18 protein-coding genes and 1 pseudogene are annotated in these 18,423 nt (G+C 72.4%); 7 read left to right on the forward strand and 12 right to left on the reverse strand.

Annotated elements, in window-relative coordinates; translation table 11 throughout:
* Positions 1-16: 16 nt before the first annotated feature.
* A complete protein-coding gene (locus tag ACMXN5_RS07895) occupies positions 17-1,093 on the forward strand; it encodes an ABC transporter permease (protein ID WP_439674656.1) in 1,077 nt (358 codons plus the stop codon).
* A gap of 127 nt (positions 1,094-1,220) precedes the next feature.
* Entirely contained in the window at positions 1,221-1,913 is a 693-nt protein-coding gene (locus ACMXN5_RS07900) for an ABC transporter ATP-binding protein (RefSeq protein WP_439677970.1), read from the forward strand.
* 33 nt (positions 1,914-1,946) lie between these two features.
* On the opposite strand, the gene ACMXN5_RS07905 is transcribed toward ACMXN5_RS07900, so the two are convergent.
* On the reverse strand, positions 1,947-2,963 hold the full coding sequence (locus ACMXN5_RS07905; RefSeq protein WP_439674657.1) for an exonuclease domain-containing protein: 1,017 nt from the start codon (positions 2,961-2,963) through the stop codon (positions 1,947-1,949).
* 53 nt (positions 2,964-3,016) lie between these two features.
* Entirely contained in the window at positions 3,017-3,247 is a 231-nt protein-coding gene (locus ACMXN5_RS07910; RefSeq protein ID WP_439674658.1) for a hypothetical protein, read from the reverse strand.
* Between the two features lie 97 nt (positions 3,248-3,344).
* On the opposite strand from ACMXN5_RS07910, the gene ACMXN5_RS07915 reads away from it, so the two are divergent.
* Positions 3,345-4,565 carry a hypothetical protein gene (locus ACMXN5_RS07915; protein ID WP_439674659.1) on the forward strand — a complete coding sequence of 407 codons (1,221 nt, stop codon included), beginning with the start codon at positions 3,345-3,347 and terminating at the stop codon, positions 4,563-4,565.
* A gap of 121 nt (positions 4,566-4,686) precedes the next feature.
* Here the strand turns inward: ACMXN5_RS07915 and ACMXN5_RS07920 are convergent.
* Positions 4,687-5,289: pseudogene (locus ACMXN5_RS07920) on the reverse strand (response regulator); the annotation flags it as partial.
* A gap of 128 nt (positions 5,290-5,417) precedes the next feature.
* On the opposite strand from ACMXN5_RS07920, the gene ACMXN5_RS07925 reads away from it, so the two are divergent.
* Together ACMXN5_RS07925 and ACMXN5_RS07930 are read left to right on the forward strand one after the other, a co-directional pair.
* Complete coding sequence (locus ACMXN5_RS07925) at positions 5,418-6,695, forward strand: MFS transporter (RefSeq protein WP_395788784.1); 1,278 nt, start codon at positions 5,418-5,420, stop codon at positions 6,693-6,695.
* 37 nt (positions 6,696-6,732) lie between these two features.
* Positions 6,733-7,170 (forward strand): nuclear transport factor 2 family protein, encoded by a 438-nt coding sequence (locus ACMXN5_RS07930; RefSeq protein ID WP_439674660.1) that lies wholly within the window; start codon positions 6,733-6,735, stop codon positions 7,168-7,170.
* Here ACMXN5_RS07930 and ACMXN5_RS07935 read toward each other — a convergent pair.
* The 5 genes from ACMXN5_RS07935 to ACMXN5_RS07955 all read right to left on the reverse strand — a co-directional run bounded on the left by ACMXN5_RS07935 (position 7,140) and on the right by ACMXN5_RS07955 (position 12,471).
* Positions 7,140-7,943, reverse strand: a complete 804-nt coding sequence (locus ACMXN5_RS07935) for an SAM-dependent methyltransferase (RefSeq protein WP_439674661.1) — start codon at positions 7,941-7,943, stop codon at positions 7,140-7,142. The genes ACMXN5_RS07930 and ACMXN5_RS07935 overlap by 31 nt on opposite strands.
* Positions 7,944-8,096: 153 nt before the next feature.
* Positions 8,097-9,383, reverse strand: coding sequence for an amidohydrolase family protein (locus ACMXN5_RS07940; RefSeq protein WP_439674662.1), 1,287 nt, complete (start codon positions 9,381-9,383; stop codon positions 8,097-8,099).
* Positions 9,384-9,389: 6 nt separating this feature from the next.
* A complete protein-coding gene (locus ACMXN5_RS07945) occupies positions 9,390-10,718 on the reverse strand; it encodes an amidohydrolase family protein (protein WP_439674663.1) in 1,329 nt (442 codons plus the stop codon).
* Between the two features lie 6 nt (positions 10,719-10,724).
* Positions 10,725-11,615 carry an SDR family NAD(P)-dependent oxidoreductase gene (locus ACMXN5_RS07950; protein ID WP_439674664.1) on the reverse strand — a complete coding sequence of 297 codons (891 nt, stop codon included), beginning with the start codon at positions 11,613-11,615 and terminating at the stop codon, positions 10,725-10,727.
* A 58-nt stretch (positions 11,616-11,673) separates the two neighbouring features.
* The gene (locus ACMXN5_RS07955) at positions 11,674-12,471 is read right to left on the reverse strand and encodes an acetoacetate decarboxylase family protein (RefSeq protein ID WP_439674665.1); all 798 of its coding nucleotides are present in this window, start codon (positions 12,469-12,471) and stop codon (positions 11,674-11,676) included.
* 249 nt (positions 12,472-12,720) lie between these two features.
* Here ACMXN5_RS07955 and ACMXN5_RS07960 point away from each other — a divergent pair, with 249 nt between their 5' ends.
* Complete coding sequence (locus ACMXN5_RS07960; protein WP_380011137.1) at positions 12,721-13,326, forward strand: TetR/AcrR family transcriptional regulator; 606 nt, start codon at positions 12,721-12,723, stop codon at positions 13,324-13,326.
* Between the two features lie 67 nt (positions 13,327-13,393).
* Here the strand turns inward: ACMXN5_RS07960 and ACMXN5_RS07965 are convergent, their stop codons facing one another.
* Together ACMXN5_RS07965 and ACMXN5_RS07970 are read right to left on the reverse strand one after the other, a co-directional pair.
* Complete coding sequence (locus ACMXN5_RS07965) at positions 13,394-14,128, reverse strand: hypothetical protein (protein ID WP_439674666.1); 735 nt, start codon at positions 14,126-14,128, stop codon at positions 13,394-13,396.
* A 262-nt stretch (positions 14,129-14,390) separates the two neighbouring features.
* Complete coding sequence (locus ACMXN5_RS07970; protein WP_439674667.1) at positions 14,391-14,966, reverse strand: TetR/AcrR family transcriptional regulator; 576 nt, start codon at positions 14,964-14,966, stop codon at positions 14,391-14,393.
* 111 nt (positions 14,967-15,077) lie between these two features.
* Between ACMXN5_RS07970 and ACMXN5_RS07975 the strand changes: the two genes are divergently transcribed.
* Positions 15,078-15,995, forward strand: coding sequence for a zinc-binding dehydrogenase (locus ACMXN5_RS07975; RefSeq protein ID WP_439674668.1), 918 nt, complete (start codon positions 15,078-15,080; stop codon positions 15,993-15,995).
* A 36-nt stretch (positions 15,996-16,031) separates the two neighbouring features.
* On the opposite strand, the gene ACMXN5_RS07980 is transcribed toward ACMXN5_RS07975, so the two are convergent.
* Complete coding sequence (locus tag ACMXN5_RS07980) at positions 16,032-17,666, reverse strand: protein kinase domain-containing protein (RefSeq protein ID WP_439674669.1); 1,635 nt, start codon at positions 17,664-17,666, stop codon at positions 16,032-16,034.
* Positions 17,663-18,328, reverse strand: coding sequence for a hypothetical protein (locus ACMXN5_RS07985; RefSeq protein ID WP_439674670.1), 666 nt, complete (start codon positions 18,326-18,328; stop codon positions 17,663-17,665). Before ACMXN5_RS07985 ends, ACMXN5_RS07980 begins: the two co-directional genes overlap by 4 nt.
* Between the last annotated feature and the right edge of the window lie 95 nt (positions 18,329-18,423).

Below are 18,423 nucleotides of genomic sequence, written 5' to 3' on the forward strand. Positions count from 1 at the left end.
GACCAGGCTTGGCGTTGTGTTCGTAGCGTTGCGGGACCTCGTGTTCGCCCGGGGGCGGTTCGCCCTGATGATCGTCACCGTGGTGCTGGTCACCGCGCTGGTCGGGTTGGTGTCCGGGCTGACCGTGGGGCTGGGGCGGGCCAATACCTCGGCGATCGACGCGCTGCCGGCCGATCGGCTCGCGTTCGCCGCGCCCGCCCCCGGACAGGGTGTCTCGTTCGCCGACTCGACCGTGGAGCAGGCGCAGTGGCAGCGCTGGGCCGAGGAGCCCGGGGTGCGCTCGGCCGCGCCGCTCGGCATCGCGATGACCCGGCTGGGGGTCGGTACGCGGACCACCGCCGCGGCGGCGTTCGGCGTGGAGCCGGGCGGGCCGATGGCCCCCGCCGGGCTGACCCCCGGGACGGTGGTGTTGTCCCGGGACCTGGCCGACGAGCTGCGCGTACGCGTCGGCGACCGGCTGACCGTCGGCGCGGACACCGTGCTGACCGTCGCCGCCGTGGTGTCGGGATCCTCGTACAGCCACGCGCCGGTCGCGTGGACCACCCTCGCCGACTGGCAACCGCTGCGCCCGGGACCGCGGCGCGGCGGCCCGCACGCGACGGTGATCGTGCTCGACCTGGCCGGCGGGCACACCGGGGCGGCGGACCGGGCGATCGGCACGCGCAGCACCTCGATCGGCGACGCGCGGAAGGCGATCGGGTCGTACACCGCCGAGAACGGCTCGCTGCAACTGATGCGCGGGTTCCTGTTCGCCATCTCGGCGCTCGTGGTGGGCGCTTTCTTCACCGTCTGGACCATCCAGCGGGCGGGCGACGTGGCGGTACTCAAGGCGCTCGGCGCACCCACCGGCTACCTGCTGCGCGACGCGCTCGGCCAGGCATTCCTGGTGCTGCTCGCGGGCACCACCGTCGGCATCGGCGTCGCCGCGCTGTTCGGCGCGGTCGCACCGGCGGGGGTGCCGTACGTGGTGGACGCCTCGACCACGGTCCTGCCGGGGGCGGTGTTGATCCTGCTCGGCATGGTCGGCGCGGGGCTCGCGGTGCGTCGGGTGACCTCGGTCGACCCGCACACGGCGCTCGGCGGGACCCGGTGAGGTGTACCCGATGAACCGCACGGCGATGAACCGCACGGCGATGAACCACCCGCGGATGAACCGCACGGCGACGAACCGCACGGCCATGGCCCCGCAGCCCGATTCCCCCACGCCCGAGAGGCCCGCCATGCACCCGTCCCCCGGCCTGGAGCTCGCCGACGTGACGCTCACCTATCCCGACGGCGACGGTCGGCTGACCGCGCTGGACCGGGTCTCGCTGGCGGTGCCGCCCGGGACACTGACCGCCGTGGTCGGACCGTCGGGGTCCGGCAAGTCGAGCCTGCTCGCCGTCGCCGCGACGCTGACCACCCCGGACGCGGGCCGCGTGTCGATCGCCGGCCTGGACGCGGTGGCCCTGCGGCCGGCCGAGCGGGCCCGGTTGCGCCGGAGCACCATCGGGATCGTGTTCCAACAGCCGAACCTGCTCGCCTCGTTGACGTGTGTCGAGCAGCTTCAGGTGATGGCGCACCTGGCCGGCGGCAGTGCGCGCAAGGCCCGCGCCCGGGCGCTGGAACTGCTCGACCGGGTCGGCCTCGCGGACCGGGCGGAGCATCGCCCGCACCGGCTCTCCGGCGGCCAGCGGCAGCGGGTGAACATCGCCCGCGCGCTGATGCACGAGCCGAGCGTGCTCCTGGTCGACGAACCCACCGGCGCGCTGGACCACGAGCGCGGCGCGGCGATCGTGGCGTTGCTCGCCGACCTGACCCGCACGAGCGGCGCGGCCACCGTCCTGGTCACGCACGACCGCAGCCACCTGCCGCACGCGGATCGGGCGGTGGAACTGATCGACGGCCGGCTGCGCGCGCTCGAGACCGCGTAGCGCACGGTGCCGGGCGGCTTCGCGCGCCGCCCGCTACTCCCCCGCCTCCGGCCGCCATGCGCTCGATCCCGATCCCGACACCGACCCGCCCGACCCGGCGTCCGGTCGCCACGCGCTCGACCCGGACAGGCTCGGCTCCGCGTCCGCCGCCCGCCACGCGCTCGATCCGCCGGTGGTGCCCGGCAGGCTCGGCGAGCCCGGCCCGTCCGGACCGCCGGGAATCACCGGCCAGTTCGGGTCGACGACCGCGCCGCCGCCGTCCGGGTTGCGCCGGTCGAAGTAGCTCTGCAGCGAGGCCGCCTGCTCCGCGTACCACTGCACCTGCTTCTCGTGCAGCGTGCGCAGCGAGTCGGCGGCCAACTCCGGGAAACGCGCGCCCAGATCCTGCGCGAGCAACAGGCAGGCCAGCGCGTCGCCGTCGGCGGTGTGCGCGTCGGTGAGCACCACCTCGTAGAACGCGCTGGTGGCCGCGAGGGTGCGCTTGCCCTTGCGGTAGCGGTCGAGCTGCTTGTCGATCACCAGCGGGTCGATGATCGGTGCGGTGTAAGGGAGTTGCGGCAGATTGTGGCGGTGCAGCTCGGCCTGCAGGATGGTCAGGTCGAACGGCGCGTTGTAGATCGCGATCGGGGTGTCGGCGGCCAGGTATTCGGCCATCGCCTCGCCGATCTCGGCCAGGCACAGGGCGGGTTGCCGTCCCTCGGCCCGGGCGCGCGCGGTGTCGATCCCGTGAATCGCGGTCGCCTCGGCGGGAATCTCCCGCTCGCCCGGGTCGATCAGCCACGACCACCGGGTGCCGGTCGAGTCCACCAGGGCGGCGGTGACGATGAAATCGGTGAGCGGATCGACTCCGGAGGTCTCCACGTCGAACGCGGCCATCGGCCCCCGGTGCCAGCCGTCGTGATTGCCGCGCGGCGGTGCGGCGGGCTTCGGCTCGCCGCAATCGGCGCAGTACGTAACCCACTTGCCGTCCCGGCGGACCAACAGCCCGTCGCCGGCTTTGACATAGGTCGTGCACGTGGCACAGGTCGCGCCGAACTTGTTCGTTGCCATGGGGTGCCCTTTTCCGATCGCGGATCAGATTCACGTCGTCACTGCCGGAAACGCTAGTGCCCGGGTACGACGCGATCCGCACGAGCCGTCGCCAGTCGGCGCAACAACGGCCGCTCGGCGGAGGGCGCCCAGGCCGCGGCGGCACCGGCCGGCGCGAGGACGACGGTCATCGCGACGGCGACCAGGGCGGGCAACGCCCCTTCCACGAACAGCCCGAGGCCGATCAGCGCGAGCAACGCCGCGAGCGGCGACGTCGACGCGGTGATCCGACCCTGGCGATACATGCACATCATCCTATTCCGCCCGACCGCCCCACATGCGGCCCCGAGCCGACGAATTCCGCCCGCTCCGACGGCGGGCGGGTGTGCCAGGATGACCCCCGTGCGCGTGCTGCTAGGGGACGGCTTCGGGGTGACGTCACGTCAGATCGCGGTGGCGGTCGGGCGATCGGGGCACGAGCCGGCGGTGTTGGCGCCGCCCGGTCGGCCGATCCCGGGTCGCCCCCGGTCGGTGGCGAGGGTGTACGAGGTGCCCGCCTTCGGCACGGATCCGTGGGCCTGGCTGGCTCGGGCGGAAGCGGTGCTCGGGGCCGAGCCGTACGACGTGCTGCTGCCCACCGACGAACACGTCGCGGTGCTGGCCCGGGCCCCGGAGCGGATCACCGCGCACGGAGTGGCCCTGGCCGTACCGTCGTTCGCCGCGCTGCGCCGCGTCGCGGACCGCGCCTCGGCGGCAAGCACGCTGACCGAGATCGGCATGCCGCAGCCGGCCGGGACGGTGGTGGTGCACACCGCCGAGGAACTGCGCCAGGTCGCCGACCCGCCGCTCTACGTCAAGACCCTGCTCGGCTCGCATCGGGTCGAGCGGCGCGAACAACTGCTGCGCCTGGCCGACGAATTGGACCGCGCCGGCGCGTTCGTGGACGGCGCCGGGGTGCTGGTGCAGGAGCCCGCGGCGGGTCCGGTCCTGTCCGCCCAGGCGGTGTTCGAGCACGGCCGACTGGTCGCGGTGCACGCGTACGAGCACCTGCACGGCCCGGCGGTGCGGCGCAGCGTGGTCGCGCCCGACATCCGCGAACAGGTGGCCATGCTCGGCGGCCACCTCGGATGGCACGGCGCCCTGTCCCTGGACGCCGTGCGCACCACGTCGGGCCCGGCCTGGCTGAACGTCCGCCCCCATCTGGCCGAGCCCGGCAACGCCGCCGCGAGCGGCACGGACCTGGTCGCCGCGCTGATCGCGGTCTCCCGGGGCGAGACGCCACCCTCGATGCCCTGGGGCCGCCCCGACGTCCGCACCCGCCAGGCCCACGCGGGCGTATGGACCGCCGCCCGAGCCGGCCGCCGCCGGGCCGCACAGGAAATCCTCCGCATCGCCCTACGCCTCGAGCCCTACCGCAACACCGCAGAGGAATCCCTGAGCCTGCGCCGGGAACCCCGCCGAATCCCCGGCGCCCTGTGGTCCGCCACCACCGCCCTCACGTTCCCCGCACACACCCTCACCCGCATCACCCACCAGGAATCCCAATCCACCCTGGCCCCCACCACCTGGCGCCAAATCCTCGCCGGCCCACCCCCGACCCCACCCGCCCCCCACCCCGAGTAGCCACCCCGAAACGCTGAACCTCACCAACACGGGACGCCGCGCCCCCACCGCTCCCACACACCCGACACACCGCGCACCTCCGACCCGCAGCCTCTCCGGATTGCGCTTCAAGTACCCCGAGTCACAGGCCTGTGCCGCGCTCGCGGCGTTCGAGATGGATCTCGATGAAGACGGCGACTTTGGCCCGGAGCGCCCACGGGTCGAAGGGCTTGACGATGTAGTCGACAGCTCCCGCCGAGTAGCCGCGGATCGAATGTGCGGCATCGAGACCCATCGCGGTCAGGAAGATGATGGGGATGCCGCGCGTTCGGGACCGTCGTTTGATGTGGGCCGCGGTCTCGTACCCGTCCATGCCCGGCATCTGGACGTCGAGGATGATCACCGCGAAGTCGTCGTGCTCGAGGAGGGCCTTGAGCGCCTCATGCCCCGACCTGACGGAGACCACGTCATAACCCGGCGCGGCAACGACCTCCTCCAGCGCCAAGAGGTTGTTCGGCTGGTCGTCGACCACCAGGATCTTGGGTTGGGCCCCGCCGGTCGGATCCGCCGGGCGCGGCCAATTCCGCTCCAGCGCGGCAAGTTGCCGTTCCAGCATGTCGCAACGTGCCTCGGCGTCCATCCCCCGGCGTCGGGCGGTTTCCAACTCGGCGGAGAGCCTGCCCACCCATGGCCTTCGACGAATTCGGCGTGCTCCCGGGCGCGCCCTGGCTCGCCGATCTCGGCGAAGCGCGAACCCCTGTACAACGCGACGCGTCCGGAAAGGCTCGCCCGACCGCGCCGGACGGGTGACCGCCGCGTGGGTGACCACGTCCCCACCCGGTCGTTGGGCGGGGTGTGACTCGAAATGTCTCCATGGTCCGGATCGCGGCGGCGTCCTTCGTCGGTACCGCGATCGAGTTCTACGACTTCTTCGTCTACGGCACCGCCGCCGCCCTGGTGCTCGGGCCGCTGTTCTTTCCCGGCTTCTCGCCGATCGCCGGCACCCTCGCGGCGTTCGCGACCTACGCGGTCGGGTTCGTCGCGCGCCCGCTGGGTGCGGTGGTGTTCGGGCGCCTGGGCGATCGGCGCGGGCGACGGCCGGTCCTGGTGGTGTCGCTCGTCCTGACCGGTGTGGCCACCGTGCTGGTCGGGCTGCTGCCGACCTACGACCGGATCGGCGTGGCCGCGCCGATCCTGCTGGTGGTGTTGCGGTTCTGCCAGGGCTTCGGCGTGGGCGGCGAGTGGGGCGGCGCGGTGTTGCTGGCCGCCGAGCACGCACCGCCGGGGCGGCGGGCGTTGTGGGCCGGGATCCCCCAGGCCGGCCCCTCGATCGGGTTCCTGCTCGCCAACGGGCTGATGCTGATCCTGTCCGGGTCGCTGACCGACGCGCAGTTCCACGCGTGGGGTTGGCGGGTGCCGTTCCTGTTCGCCGGGGTGCTTGCGGCCGGCGGGCTGCTGCTGCGCGCCTCGGTCGAGGAGACGCCCGCGTTTCGGGCGCTGGTGGCCGGCAACGAGACATCGGCGAGTCCGGTCGCCGAGGTCCTGCGCGGGCACTGGCGCCTGGTCCTGCTCGCCGCGGGGGCGCTGGCCTGCGGCTACGTGGGCTTCTACCTGACCACCACGTGGTCCCTGCAGTACGCCGACGACCGGCCGACGGTGGGCCGCACCACGATGCTGGCCTGCATCATGATCGCGGTGACCGGGATGGCCCTGGTCACCCCGCTGTTCGCCGTGGTGGGCGACCGGTACGGGCGCAAGCCGATGTGCCTGGTGGGCTGTGCGGGGATGGGCCTGTGGGCGTTCCCGATGCTCGGCCTGCTGGCCACCGGCGAGCCGATGTGGATGACCCTGGGATGCCTGGGCACGCTGGTCGCGTTCATGGCGATGTTCTCGGTCGTCGGGGCGTACCTGTCCGAGCTGTTCGAGCCGCGGGTGCGATGTACCGGCGCGTCCACCGCGTACAACCTGGGCGGCGTGCTCGGCGGCGCGCTGACCCCGATGGTGGCCACCGAACTGGCCCGCGGCGACGGCACACCGTGGGGCGTCGCCGCCTATCTGGCGGGCGCGGCGACGGTCAGCGCGACCTGCCTGCTCCTGCTGCCCGAGACGAACACGGTGCCCGTCGCGGACGGTGAACCCGCCGCGGCGTGATCTTCCATCCCGGGCCGATCTGCGCCAGGGTGCGGCCATGACCACGCATTCGACCGAACCGGCCGAGGCACGCCGCGCGCACCACGCCCGCGTCGCCGAACGGCTGCTCGCCGCCGTCGGCGCCGGCGATCGCGCCGCCCAGGTGGCCTGCTACCACCCCGACGTTGTGCTCGAATTTCCCTACGCCGCGCCGCCGGTGCGGATCGAGGGCCGGGCCGCGGTGGAGACCTACCTCGCCATCGCGCTCGGCGTCTTCGAGCTGAGCCTGACGGTGACCCGGGTCCACGACTGCGTGGACCCGGACACCGTGATCGTCGAGTTCACCGGGACGGGTCGGGCCCGGACCACGGACCGGCCCTACGCCAACACCTACATCGCGGTGTTGACCTTCCGGGACGGTCTGGTGGTCGGGCAGCGCGAGTTCTACAACCCGGTGCCGGCCGCTCAGGCCTTGACCGCGACGCCCGCCAGCTGAGGCAGCTTCACGGCCGGGTCGCCGAGCGGGCCCGCGGGACCCCACACGTCGACCGGGACCAGGCGGGCGGGCAGCAGTTCCAGGCCGCCGAAGACGGCCAGGATCTCGTCGTGCGAACGGGCGTGCATCTGCTGCACGTTGGACGAGTACTCGCTGAGCGCGCGGTCCATCCCGGCCGGGCGCTCCTCGCTGCGGTGCGCGTGGGACAGGGCCAGGTGGCTGCCGGGGACGGTGGCGTCCATGTACTGGCGCACCACGCCGACGGGGTCCGCCTCGTCCGGCAGGAAGTGCAGCACCGACACGATCAGCACGCCGACCGGCTGGGAGAAGTCGATCAGCTTGCGCACCTCGGGCGAGTCGATCACCTTGGCCGGATCGGTCAGGTCGGCTCCCACCACGGTCGCGTTCGGGTTGTCCGCGAGCAGCAGCTGGCTGTGCGCGACCGCGACCGGGTCGTTGTCCACGTACACCACACGCGCGTCCGGGTCGGCCTTGTGCGCGATCTCGTGCACGTTGCCCACGGTCGGGATGCCCGAGCCCAGATCGAGGAACTGCCGGATGCCCAGGTCCAACAGGTGGTGGACGGCGCGGGTGAGGAAGACCCGGTTCCCGCGCAGCACGTCGCGCAACTCGGGCATCGCCTGGGTGACCAGCTCCGCGGCCTCGCGGTCGACCGCGAAGTTGTGCGCGCCGCCGAGCGCGTAGTCGTAGACGCGGGCGACGCTGGCGCGCGTGATGTCGATGTGCTCTGGAGCCCAGTCCGGTCGAGTCATGGCTCGGACTCTAAGCCGTGCCGACACGATTCACCGGAAAAATCGCCCGCCCGCCGGCGCGAAGCCCTGTGCAAGGCGTCACACCCCCGGCGGCGGGAGCGGAACGAGGGTTCCACTCCCGCCACCGGCGCACTCGACCGAGGTGACCCGGCCTTACGGCTTGACGCCCGTCACCCCCACGAACGCCGGGCACTTGTCCGCGCCGACCGGGATGTCCTCCGGCGCGAGCGGTGCCCACACCTGTTCGACCCTCGGGCCCACCCGGGCCGCGATCGGGGCCAGCGCGTCGAGGTCGAAGCCGTACAGCTTCGCCGCGTTGCCGCCGACCATGGCCGCGACCTCGACCGGGTCGATGCCGTTGTAGGTGAGCTGGAGCGCCTCGCGACTGAACGGGTGGCTGGCCTCCTTGTGCGGGTAGTCGCTGCCCCACATGACCCGGTCCACGCCCACCTGGTAGCGCAGCTTGGCCTCGGCGGGACGCTGGAAGCTGGCCCCGACGTGGCACTGCCGAGCCCAGTACTCGCTGGGCTTGAGCGCCATCCGGCCGACCAGTTCGCTGCCCCACTCGTACTCCTGGGAGCCGACCGCGGTGCTCATCCGATGCCAGTAGTAGTCCAGCCGCCGGGTCTCCTCCGGGATCCAGGCGGTGCCCTGCTCGGTGAACACGAACTGGAGATCGGGGTGGCGGTCCATCGCGCCGGAGACCACCAGGTGGGTGAACGCGCGATGCGCCCACCAGGACACCTCGGTCAGGAACACCACCTTGTCCACGTCGGTGTCCCCGGCCGGCGGCGCCGCCGAGCCGGTGTGGTGGTTGAGCGGCATGCCCAACTCCTCGCACACCCGCCACAGCGGCTCGTAGTGCGCGTAGTCGAACATCGGCACCAGGCCGGAGCCGGGCGGGGTACCGGGCAGCAGCACGCCGCCGGTGAGCCCCGCCTCCTTGGCCCAGCGGATCTCCTCCACCGCCGCCGGGATGTCGTGCAGCATGATCTGGACGATGCCCGCGCGGCGTCCGGGAGCCGCCGCGCAGAAGTCGACCATCCAGCGGTTGTGCGCCTTCAGCCCCTCCCAACGCAGCGCCAGGTCACCGGCGTTCGCGGCGGGCGGCTGGTCGGTCAGCGACGGCTTGGGGAAGAACGGCGGCACGGTGTTCGGGAAGATCACCTCCGCGACCACCCCGTCCGCCTCCAGGTCGCGCAGCCGTCGATCGGAGTCCCAGTTGCGCGGACCCAGATCGCCCTTCAGGTCCGGGTACGGGATCTCGTAGCCGGCCACCCACGCGTCGAACTCGACGTGCAGGCGGGCCGGCAGGTAGTCGCGATAGCCGTGGATCTCGCCGCCGCCGTGGCAGTCGGCCGAGATCACCGTGTATCGCTCGGGCAGGTCGGTGAACGGGGGGCCGCCCGGGACGGCGGGCGGGGTGGTGCGCTCGGTCATCGGGGATCAGACCTCCTGGGCCGGCGCGTTCGGGTTGATCGCGGCGCCCGTGTCGTGTCCGGTGAGCCAGTGCCGGCCGATCTCGGCGGCGGCGGCCCACTTGGTCGTCAGGTCCTTCGCCGAACCGTCCGCGTTCACCTGGCCGAGTGTCGCGGGGGTGACCCCGACCCGCTCGGCGTGCGGCTTCAGCGCGGCCAGGTCGAAGCCGTACACATCCGCGACCGCCTCGCCGAGCATCACGCGCGTCTCGGCGATCGGCACGTCGGAGAACGTCTTGCGCAGGATGTTCAGCGTCTCCGGCCAGGTGCCTTCCGGATGCGGGAAATCGTTACCCCAGCAGATGTTGCCGATGCCGATCTCGTAGCGCATGCCGATCTCGCGGCGCTTGGTGTTCGAGGCGCCGATGAAGCAGTTGCGGTCGAAGTACTCGCTCGGGAGCAGCTTGATCTCCTCGAACCCGGCCAACTTGGCCGCGCCGCGCGAGCCGAGCAGCAGTCGGTCGGTGAACCACAGCAGGTTGCCCACCCACCAGCAGCCCGCCTCGGTCACCCCGAACCGCAACCTCGGGAACCGCTCGAACACGCCGGACCACAGCAGGAACCACAGCGGCCGGGACGGCCACCAGGTGACCTCGGTGACGTAGATGCCCAGGTGGTTCCCGTACGCCTCGCGGTCGGCCGGACCCGAGTGGGTGACCACCGGCAGCTCCAGCTCCTCGCACAGCGCCCACACCGGGTCGTACCTGCGGTCGTGGTACGGCGTCTGGTTCATCCACATCGCCGGGATCATCACCGCGCCCAGGCCGTCGGCCTTGATCCGGCGGATCTCCTTGAGCACGTCGTCCAACGCCGCGGTGATCGGGATCAGCGCGACCCCGCGCCGCCGCTCCGGGCTGGTCTTGCACAACTCGGCCAGCCAGCGGTTGTGTGCCTGCGCGCCGGCCAGGCCCAGTTCGGGATCCAGGTCACCGGACAGGCCCAGGCCCGCGCCGAACGGCACACACGTACGCGACTCGACCGCGTCGGCGTCCGGGAAGATCACCTCGCCGACCACGCCGTCCTTGTCCAACTCCAGGTCGCGCCGGTCCACTTCCCAACCGCTGCGCAGCACCTCCTCGTTGGTCTCGAACCAGTTCGCCGCGAAGTCCTCGTTGCGCACGCCCAGATCGGTGATCGCCTTGAGCTGCGCCTCGCGCTCGGACATGAATTGGTCGAACGCCGCGTGGTGCTTCGCGGCGAGGTAGTCGCGATACAGCTCGGTGGGCAGCCCGGCGTGGGTGTCCGAGGAGATGATCGTGTAGGGGGTGGTGAGTTCGGTCGTCGCTTGCTCAGTCATCGTCGCTCACTTGTCCAGGACGAAGGTCTCGAGGTACGAGGGGTTGCTGCGGTCGAGCATGCTGCGCGACCGTGCGGTGATCTGGGCGTCGCTGTGCTCGCTCGCGGGCAGGATCCAGAACCGGTTCTCGCGGATGCCGTCGAGCACGTCGGCGGCGACCGACTCGACCGGGGTGAACTCGATCTCCCGCCCCGCGTCGCGCATCGCCTTCTCCCACGCGTCGAGCGTGTTGTAGGGCGTCTTGCGCGGCACCGACTTGGCGAAGCGCTCGGGCCGGTTGCGGTACGACTCCCACAGGCCGGTACGCAACATCTTCGGTCCCGGGAACAGCACGGACGCGCCCAACTTGGCCTGTACCTGGCCCAGTTGCGCGTACAACGCCTCGGTCATGGTGACCACGGCGGCCTTGGTCGTGGCGTACACCGACGCGTTCGGCAGCGGGGCGATGCCGCCGTCGCCGGAGGAGGTGTTGACGATGTGCCCGGGGGTGTCCTGCGCGAGCATCCTCGGGACGAACGCCTGGATGCCGTTGAAGACGCCGAACACGTTGACGGCGAAGCACCAGTCCCAGTCCTTGGGGTCGTGCTCCCACATCTTGCCCTCGGAGCCGGAACCGATCCCCGCGTTGTTGCACAACACGTCCACCGCGCCGAAGTGTTCGAACGCGGCGTCGGCCAGCGCGAATACGGATTCGCGCACCGACACGTCCACCACGTGTCCGAACGCCTGTCCGCCGGCGTCGGTGATCCGCGCGACGGCCTTGTCCAGCGCGCCCTGTTCGATGTCGCCGAGCACGACCTTCATGCCCTCGGCGGCGAACCGTTCGGCCATCGCGAGCCCGATGCCGCTCGCGGCGCCGGTGACGACGGCGACTCTGCCGTCGAATTCCTGCAGCATGTGTCCCGTTCCCTTGTCGTCTGTTGTCGTCGCTGCCTGTTGCCGTGCCTGCGGGGTGCTACGTCGCGGCGGGCGGCGGGTCGTCGGTGATCTGCTGCACGTCGTCGTAGCGCTGGTGGATGTACGGCAGCACCAGGTCGGCCTTGACCCGCTCGGCGACGAAGCCCTGCTGGTCGGAGGTGCGCTCGCTGAGGGTGATCGAGATCAGCCTGCGGACCGGGAGGTCGGCGACGGGGTCGAAGTCCGAGTCGCGCAGGATCACTTCGCCGGTCACGGCGTGTGCGCTGCGGGTGCGTTCGTTGCGGGTGACGTGGACCAGGAGCGGGTCGGCGTCGAAGCCGTCGCCGTCCACGGCGGGCAGGAACTTGTAGTAGAAGCTCAGCGTCTGCCGGGGCTCCGGCAGCGGCAGTTCCTCGCCGATGGTGCCGCGGACCTCGATGTAGGTGACGCCCATCCGGTTCACGGTGGCCACGACGGAGTCGCCGTCGCGCTCGACCTTGACGTCGGCCAGCTTCTTCGGCTCGCCGAACACCTCCCGGCCGCCGATCACGGCACGCTCGGTGGTCATCGGCATGGTCAGCGTGTAGTCGCCCTCGATGTCGCCGTGCTTGCAGCGCACCGCGATCGCGCCCGCGCCGAGCGGGTAGCCGTTGATGTCGCAGCCGGAGATGTTCGCCCGGACCAGCGGCCGGTCGGCGGGCACCAGCGGCGGCGGCAGTACGGCCGCGATCACCTCGGGGTCGGTCTCCCAGATCGCCATCACGCCCGTGGACCAGATCTCCGGAAGGCTGGACCGTTCCCGGGAGGACTTCTTCAGCGCCTCCGCCGGCCGGGCGCCGTACCGAATGCGTGCCACGTACCTCACCTCTTCCGCTCGTGCGTGTGCTCGTGCCTGCGCTTGCGCCTATGCCTGCGCCTGTGCTCGGTGCTCGGGTGCTCGTGCGAGGGCTGCGCGCGGGTCGTCGACCCCCGTTGTCGCGATCTCGTGCGCAGTGGTGCCGGTTGCTCTGTAACACTGTTACACCGGTGGGTCGGCGAGGTAAAGACCTGCGGCCCGGTTGACCGTGTATCGGGCCACCGGCCCGGGGCGCGAGAATGGGACGTGATGGACAGGATCACGCGAGACACCGTGCTCGACACCGCCATGCGTCTCGTCATGGAATCCGGTATCGAGAACCTCAGCATGCGCAAACTGGCCGCCGAGTTGGGCGTGGCGGTCACCTCGATCTACTGGCACGTGGGCAACCGCGACGTGCTGGTCGACCAACTGGTGGATCGGGTGATCGCGGAGATGGGCGCGATCTCGGTGGACGGGAGCACGCCGGTCGAGCGGGTGGTGTCGATCGCGCGATCGACCCGGCGGATGATCCTGGAGCGCCCGCACCTGGTCGGCCTGGTCCGCGAGCGCGGCCTGGAGTCGCTGATGATGCTGCCCGCCCGCAAGGCGCTGGTGCACGAGATGACGGCGGCCGGCCTGCGGGGCGCAAGGGCGGGCGAGGCGGTCCAGGCGGTGCAGTACCAGGTCGCCGGCTTCGTGATGCTGGAGCGCGCCCTGGAGAACAGCGCGGCCGAGCCGCCGGCGGTGGACGAGTGGCGAGCCGAGCTGGCCCACGACGACCCGGAACTGGCGGACAGCCTGAACAACGTCACCGACGGCGACCGGCTGTTCGTACTGTCGGTCCGAGCGCTGGTGGAGTCGCTGCTGGGGTGAGCGGTAGGCGCGGCGGAGCCGGAACCGGCGGCCCGCACCCGGGGGTGGCGCCGATCACCCGGGGCGGTCACCCGTCCGGCGCGGTCTGGCGAGCCTTTCCGGACGCGTTGCGTTGTACAGGGGTACGCGCCTCGCCGAGATCGGCGAGCCACGGCGCGCCCGCGTCGTCGCCCACGTGGCCGAGGGACCAGGCCGGGTTCTGGCACATCGCGGTCTGCACGATCTGGGTGCCCGGCAGGGTGATCGGCCAGCACAGCAGGTGTCCGGCCAGCCACCAGAACTTGCCGAGCACCGCCACAGAAAGGTCGTCCTCGCCCGGCGGCCGGTCGCGGTACTCGTGCCGATACCAGGTGCGCACCACCTGCGCCCAGCTCTGCTCGGCGATCACCGTGCCGTCCCGATCGCGCAGCGGCCCGTTGCGGAACCGCACATCCCGCGCGATCCGATGGGTCACCCGCAGTCCGAGCGCGCGCCGCACCGGGGTGAGCAGGATCGTCACACCACCGCACACCGACCAGGTGAGCATCGACGGCCAAAGTCCGAAGACCAGGAACAACACCGCACCGGCAACACCCAGCGGCAGCCCCACCGCCCGCGCCGCGACCGGCTCCGCGTAGACCTTCAGCGGCGTGATCGGGACCCGGAAGACCGTGTCGGGCGTGGTGCCGTAGCGCGACTCGTCGAAGTCGAGCGCGCGCGCCCGACGATAGGTCCGGGTCTGGAACCAGGGCAGCGCCAAAGACGACACCGCGCCGGCCACACCGACCACAAACCAGGGCAGGGACACATCGTGAAGCTCCATCGCCACGTCACCCCTCCGCGCGTCGATGTCTCCACGGTCGCCCATGACGGCCCGCTACGGAAGACCACGATGTCGGACAAGTGGCAGAAAATATGCCCCCACACCCGCCACGTGCACCGGACTCGGCCGCGCGGCGACCCCACGACGTGATGCGGGCGATGCCGTCCGATCGCGCACGAGCCGGCGCGCCGCCGGAGCGGACCGGCCCCTGAACCGCCCTACCACCGTGGGACGTTGAGCGCGATCGGGGGTGTGGCGTCCCTCAGCCCCGGCGCAGCAGTGCCATGGCCAGCGCCTGGACGGAGCGGGTGAAGTGGCGGGGGTCGTCGGGTGGGGTGGTGTGGCGGATCAGGTCGCCGTCGAAGAGCGCGAGTACGGCGTGGGCCAGGAAGTCGGCGTCGAGGTCGGGGCGGCCGTCGGTGAACAGGGCGGCGAGGTGGTGGTGCCAGAAGCGGTAGCTGGGATCGCCGTACCGGTCCTCGGCGCAGGCCTGTCCGTGCGCCGACAGCAGGGTGGCGTTGCCCTCCGCGATCGCGCCGAGGGCGTCGAGGAAGGCGAGCATGCGCTCCGGCGCGGGCGCGCCCGGTCCCAGCGGCGGGGGGCCGTTCCCGACCGCGTCGCGCAACTCCCGGGACCGCTCCTCCAGCAGCGCCTGCAACAACCCGGCGCGGTTGCCGAAGCGCCGGAACACGGTGCCCTTCCCGACTCCGGCCAGCGCGGCGACCCGGTCGAGCGACACGTGGTCCCCGCCGCCCTCGGCCAGGAGTTGCTCGGTCGCGCGCAGCACGGCACGGCGGTTACGCGCCGCGTCGGCGCGCTCGGCGCGCTGTTCGCTCATCGGCATCTCCCGACTGGACGGACCGTCGGTCCGCATATTAGCGTGAGGACAAGCGGACCGACGGTCCGTTAAATCCACGGCCGCACCACGCCTTCAGGGGGACTCATGGTCATGCGCGCGCTCGTCGTCGATCCCGACGCTTCGGGATCACTCCGTCTCGGGACCGCCCCGGAACCCCACCCCGCACCGCGTCAACTGGTGATCGCCGTCCGGCACATCTCGCTCAACCGCGGTGAGGTGGCGTTCGCCGGACGCCTTCCGGCCGGGACCGTGCACGGCTACGACGCCGCCGGTGTCGTCGTACGGGCCGCCGCGGACGGCACCGGGCCGGCCGTGGGCGCCGAGGTCGCCGCGTTCGGCGCCGGCGCCTGGGCCGAGCGCATGGTCGTGGACACCACCGCCGTGGCCGAGGTGCCCGCCGGGGTCGACCTCGCCGACGCCGCCGCGCTGCCGATGGCCGGCATCACCGCGCTGCGCACCCTGCGCACCCGCTCCGTCCTGGGCCGACGGGTACTGGTCACCGGCGCGGCCGGCGGCGTCGGCCGCTACGCGGTCCAGCTCGCGGCCCTGGGCGGCGCCCACGTGATCGCCTCGGTCGGCTCGCCGGCCCGCGCCGCCGGCCTGGCCGAACTGGGCGCACACCAGGTCGTGGTCGGCCTCGCCGGCATCGACCGCCCGGTGGACCTCGTCCTCGACACCGTCGGCGGCCCGCAACTGGTCGCGGCCTGGGACCTGCTCGCGCCGGGCGGAAGCGTGCAGAACATCGGCTGGGCCTCCGACGAACCGGCGGTGTTCGCGCCGTACTCGCTGTTCTCCCTCGGGCCGGCCAAGACCATGAGCACATTCGGCGACGTGCACGACGTCGGCCCGGACCTGGCCACCCTCCTGGACTTCGTGGCGGCGGGCCGGCTCGCCCCGGAGGTGGACCGGCGCGATTCCTGGGAGCGGGTCGCCGAAGCCGCCCGGGCCCTCCTCGACCGGCACGTCGCGGGCAAGGTGGTCCTCGACGTGGAGCCGGCCGCCGCCTGACCCGTCGCGGCGACTCGGCGGCGGCTCGACAACCGCTCAGCGGCGGCGATACCCCGAAGCACCGTGGATCCGGGCCAGGTGTTGCCGCAACGTGGCCACACGCGGGTGTTGCGGGCCCAACCGGTGCTCCAGTTCGGCGAGCAGCGGGACCAGCACGCTCTCCGACTGGTACGGGTCGCCCAGCGCGGCGAGCAGCAGGCCGATGCGCTCGCGCAGGTCGAAGCCCTGGTACACGTCGGCGTCCGGGACCCGACGGTGCAGGTCGAGCAGGCGCCGGTACTCGCCGAGCGCGGCGGGCAGTTCGCCCAACTCCTCCAGGCACGCGGCGACCTGCCTGCCGTACTCCATCGCCTCCGCGTCGGCCGGCCCACCCGTGGCCGCGAACACGCTCGCGATGTACCGCAGTTCGGGCAGCGCGCGGCGGAACTGCCGGTCCGCGAGCAGCGTGTCGGCGAGCGCTTGGCGCAGGCCCAGGACGAGCGGATCGTGCTCACCGTGCCGGGCGACGGCCACCGGCAGGGCGGCGCCGAGCACGTCCACCGCCTGGGTCAGCGCACCCTCGCCGAGCAGCCGGTTGGCCTCGTCGAGTGCACTGCCCACATCCGGCGTGGGCGGCGCCGCCGAGGGCACCGCGGCCCAGTCCGGATCCGTCCTGGGCGCGTACGCGGCCGGCCCGGCGCTCATCCCCCACGACGCGGCCGGCGCGGCCGGGATCGGCGCGTGCACCGGCGCGGGCACCCCCGGCAACGGTTGCGGCGCCGCCGGGAAGCGCAGCGGCCGGGTCGGGTCCATCGGCGCGGTCGGGGCCAGCGCCGCGCTCGCGTCACCCGTGGGCGCGGGCAGCAGCGGGGCCAGCCGCCGATACACCTCCTGCGCGTTCGCCGGCCGCTGGTCGGGCTGCTTGCCGAGCAGGTCCAGGACCAGCCGATCCAGGCCGGCGGGCAACCCCGGCCGCCGTGCGCTCGGCGGCTCGGGTGCGGTGTTCAGGTGCCCCAGCATCACCGAGGCCATCGTCGGCCCGGCGAACGGCGCGCGGCCGACCAGCATTTCGTACAGCAGGCAGCCCAGCGCGTACAGGTCGGTGCGCGGCTCGACGATGCCGTTCATCTGTTCGGGCGCCATGTACGCGGGCGAACCCGGCATCGCGCCGGTCGTGGTGAGCTTGGTCGACTCCGGGTCGAGCACCGCGGCCACGCCCAGGTCGAGCACCTTGACCGTGCCGTCGCGCCGCACCATCACGTTGCGCGGCTTCAGGTCGCGGTGCACCACCGGCACCGCGTGCACGGCGGCCAGCACCGAGCAGATCTGCGCGGCCACCGCGACCGCCCACTCCCACGGCAGCGGCCGGTGCTCGGCGATCAGGTCGGCCAGGTCGCAGCCGTCGAGCAGTTGCATCACCAGGTACAACTCGCCCGCGTCCGCGCCGCCGTCGAACACGGTGACCAGACCGGGGTGGTCGATGCCGGCGGTGACCCGGCACTCGCGCAGGAAGCGGCGTTCCATCGCGCCGCGCTCGCCGCCGGTGTCCACGAGGTCCGTGCGCAGGAGTTTGACCGCGACCCGGCGCTGGAGGGTGCGGTCGTACGCCTTCCAGACCTGGCCCATGCCGCCTCGGCCGATCGCCGCGGACAGTTCGTAGCGCTCCGCGATCACCCGGCCCGGCGCACTCATCGGGGCCCGCCGGGGTTGCCGCCGTCCTGTTCGCGCAGCCGTTCGCTGAGCCCCTGGAGCCGGGCCCGGGCCCGGGCGGCGGGATCGTCGACGGCGGGCGGCGGCCCGGCCGCGGGCGGCGCGACCGGCGCGATGTGCGGGCGTATCGCCGGCCCGGGGTGGGGGTAGCCCGGCACCACCGGTCGCGGCAACGGCTGCGACACCGGTTGCGGCGGGAGGCCCACCCCCGCGTGCGCCCCCGCCCAGGGCGCGTACCCGGCCTGCCGCGGCGGCAGTTGCCCCCGCATCGCCCGCGCCCACCGGGCCGACCGCACACACCACCAGACCGGCACGGCCACCATCAGCACGAGCAGCATGATCGCCCCGACGTCGTCCAGGATCGTCTGCGGCGCGGGTCCGCCCACCGCCTCGCGCGCGGCCTTCTCGTCCTCGGTCTCGCTGCCCACGATCAGACAGACGAAGGCCAGGACCAGGAACACCACGCTGAGTGTGAGGACCACCCAGTCCCAGCGCCGACGAGTGCGAACTCCCGCCACCAGCGGGGCGATCCACCCCAGCATGCCGATCGAGGCGAACGCGACGACGGCGATCCCGATGAGTCCGACCCAGTGACCGGCGGTGCCGCGTCGCCCGGGCACGGGATCGCGCGAGGGACCTTCCATGCTGTGTGACTCCCGAGGCTGGATGTCTCCCGAGCCGGCGGCGCGATGCCGCGTCCGCACCGTGGCCCGTCGGGGCCTGCGGGCGAGGCTTCCGG

It is taken from the genome of Embleya australiensis, from assembly GCF_051903075.1.
In the GTDB taxonomy this organism is placed as follows: Bacteria; Actinomycetota; Actinomycetes; order Streptomycetales; family Streptomycetaceae; genus Embleya.

Excerpts from the sequence above, each read along its gene's own strand:
- ACMXN5_RS07960 (WP_380011137.1), top strand. The coding sequence starts at position 12,721 with ATGGACAGGATCACGCGAGACACCGTGCTCGACACCGCCATGCGTCTC.
- ACMXN5_RS07905 (WP_439674657.1), bottom strand. The coding sequence starts at position 2,963 with ATGGCAACGAACAAGTTCGGCGCGACCTGTGCCACGTGCACGACCTAT.
- ACMXN5_RS07980 (WP_439674669.1), bottom strand. The coding sequence starts at position 17,666 with ATGAGTGCGCCGGGCCGGGTGATCGCGGAGCGCTACGAACTGTCCGCG.
- ACMXN5_RS07940 (WP_439674662.1), bottom strand. The coding sequence starts at position 9,383 with ATGACCGAGCGCACCACCCCGCCCGCCGTCCCGGGCGGCCCCCCGTTC.
- ACMXN5_RS07970 (WP_439674667.1), bottom strand. The coding sequence starts at position 14,966 with ATGAGCGAACAGCGCGCCGAGCGCGCCGACGCGGCGCGTAACCGCCGT.
- ACMXN5_RS07925 (WP_395788784.1), top strand. The coding sequence starts at position 5,418 with ATGGTCCGGATCGCGGCGGCGTCCTTCGTCGGTACCGCGATCGAGTTC.
- ACMXN5_RS07910 (WP_439674658.1), bottom strand. The coding sequence starts at position 3,247 with ATGTATCGCCAGGGTCGGATCACCGCGTCGACGTCGCCGCTCGCGGCG.
- ACMXN5_RS07985 (WP_439674670.1), bottom strand. The coding sequence starts at position 18,328 with ATGGAAGGTCCCTCGCGCGATCCCGTGCCCGGGCGACGCGGCACCGCC.
- ACMXN5_RS07965 (WP_439674666.1), bottom strand. The coding sequence starts at position 14,128 with ATGGAGCTTCACGATGTGTCCCTGCCCTGGTTTGTGGTCGGTGTGGCC.
- ACMXN5_RS07900 (WP_439677970.1), top strand. The coding sequence starts at position 1,221 with ATGCACCCGTCCCCCGGCCTGGAGCTCGCCGACGTGACGCTCACCTAT.
- ACMXN5_RS07950 (WP_439674664.1), bottom strand. The coding sequence starts at position 11,615 with ATGCTGCAGGAATTCGACGGCAGAGTCGCCGTCGTCACCGGCGCCGCG.
- ACMXN5_RS07975 (WP_439674668.1), top strand. The coding sequence starts at position 15,078 with ATGCGCGCGCTCGTCGTCGATCCCGACGCTTCGGGATCACTCCGTCTC.
- ACMXN5_RS07945 (WP_439674663.1), bottom strand. The coding sequence starts at position 10,718 with ATGACTGAGCAAGCGACGACCGAACTCACCACCCCCTACACGATCATC.
- ACMXN5_RS07935 (WP_439674661.1), bottom strand. The coding sequence starts at position 7,943 with ATGACTCGACCGGACTGGGCTCCAGAGCACATCGACATCACGCGCGCC.
- ACMXN5_RS07930 (WP_439674660.1), top strand. The coding sequence starts at position 6,733 with ATGACCACGCATTCGACCGAACCGGCCGAGGCACGCCGCGCGCACCAC.